The organism is Cellvibrio sp., assembly GCF_053579595.1.
In genome coordinates this window covers 1-1,936 of sequence record NZ_JBRFPI010000557.1, presented here as the reverse complement: position 1 = coordinate 1,936, position 1,936 = coordinate 1, and the positions used below count along the sequence as shown (strand labels likewise).

The following is a 1,936-nucleotide window of genomic DNA, read 5'->3' as shown; positions in this document are numbered from 1 at the left end:
GCGATCTAACTCGGCAATATGCGTCGCCAATGCCTGCAACAATGAACGGTCATGGGTGATAAACACCAAAGCGCCGTTGTAATTGAGCAATTGCTTTTCCAGCCATTCGATCGCAGCGATATCCAGGTGGTTAGTTGGCTCATCGAGTAAGAGCACATCGGGCTCGATCACCAAGGCACGGGCCAGTGCAACGCGGCGGCGCCATCCACCGGAAAGTTCGCGCATGTAGCGCTCGGCGGGCAAATCGAGACGGGAGATAATTTCATCCACTTTTTGCTGCAAAGCCCAACCGTCATTGGCTTCGATTTGATGCTGCAAATCTGCCATACGTGCTAATTGGCTGTCGCTGATGTCATGCGCATGGGAGAGCAAACGATATTCTGCCAGCAGCTCTCCTACCCCTTTTGAGCCTGCAGCAACTGCATCGAACACGAGGCAATCATCGGCTTCAGGTAGATCCTGCTCAAGCCGAGCGACGCGAATGCCGGTCTGACGGATGACGTCGCCCTTATCCAGATCAACTTCTCCATCGATCACTTTTAACAGGCTGGACTTGCCTGTGCCGTTACGCCCAATCAAACACAAACGCTGACCGCGCTCAATACTCAGCTCGACACCGTCGAGAAGCACTTGCAGGCCGTAACTGAGTCCGGCTTTTTCAATTTTAATCAAAGACATAGAAGGAATAATTCAGGTAGTTTTTCAACGAAAATGATACTGGCAGAAGCACCAATGGACTGTTATTCTCAAAGGAGATTTAGCCAATTATTAAAGTGTTTCATGTGACTGACGACATTATGCTGACGCCCGCCCAGCAGGCGCAAAAAGTGCCGCATCATATCCCACCAGAAAGGCATAACCAACCCGCTTGGGTTTGATAATAATTTGAGGTATCCATGAGGTTTTCAAAAATACTTTGGCCGGTAGCGTTGAGTGCCAGCGTATTCGTTGGCAGTACAACCTTGACTTGCGCCCAAGCCGCAACGGCATCGGCGACAAAAGCGGTAGTCAAAACAGCATCCGCAAAACCAGACCCGCGACAAATCGAACGGCAAAAATACGCGCAGGCACAAAAAGCACTGAATGCGAAAAGCATGACGGAATATCGCAGTTTGCTTAAACAACTGCAGCATTATCCGCTGCTACCCTATCTTGAATATCAGGAGCTCACTCCGCGCTTGATCAATTTACCCAAGCAGGATGTTGATATTTTTTTTGCACGTTACCCCGACTCTTTCCTGTCCGAGCGATTGACGCATCGTTGGTTGCGCACTCTGGCACAGCGCGAGCGCTGGGGTGATTATCTGAAATACTACGACAACCGCCTCACCGATCCGGAGCTGGCGTGCTTACATTTGCGCGCGCGTCTAGCAACGGGCGATAAAACAGCACTCAATGATGTGGCGCCGCGTTGGAACATTGAGCAAGCACAATCCAAAGCCTGCGACCCGGTGTTTGCCGAATGGAAAAAAGCCGGGCTGATGACTCCCGAGCTAATTTGGGAGCGCCACCTCAAGGCAGTAATTGCGGCCAACAAAGGGTTAACCAGCTATTTGACAAATCTGTTGCCGGCGACTGATCGCCCTATGGCAACCTTATTGCAGCAAGTGGATGCCAACCCCCGTTTGTTAAAACAAACCGGGAAATTTTCCAAACAATCACCGAAAATGAAGACTGTCATCTTGCATGGCCTGGAAAAATTAGCACGCACCAACGCCAAAGAAGCACTCGCACTATGGCACACGTATGATGCGCAGCAATTATTTGATGACAATGATCGCGTTAATCTCAAATATCATATAGCGCTGCGTTTGCTTTATCAGGACCATGAAGTTGACGCTGAAAAATTAGTGGCTTCCACGCCTAATTTAACTCGGGTAGATTTGCTTGAATGGTTGCTGCGCGAATCTTTGCGCAAGCAGGATTGGGAGCGTGT

Annotated in this window: 1 protein-coding gene and 1 pseudogene; one reads left to right on the top strand and one right to left on the bottom strand. The window is 49.9% G+C overall.

What is annotated here, in order from left to right; translation table 11 throughout:
- Positions 1–678: ATP-binding cassette domain-containing protein (locus ACWA6V_RS21075; RefSeq protein WP_449524320.1), on the bottom strand; the 678-nt coding region annotated here is incomplete at its 3' end.
- Between the two features lie 218 nt (positions 679–896).
- Here ACWA6V_RS21075 and ACWA6V_RS21070 point away from each other — a divergent pair.
- Positions 897–1,936: pseudogene (locus tag ACWA6V_RS21070) on the top strand (transglycosylase SLT domain-containing protein); the annotation flags it as partial.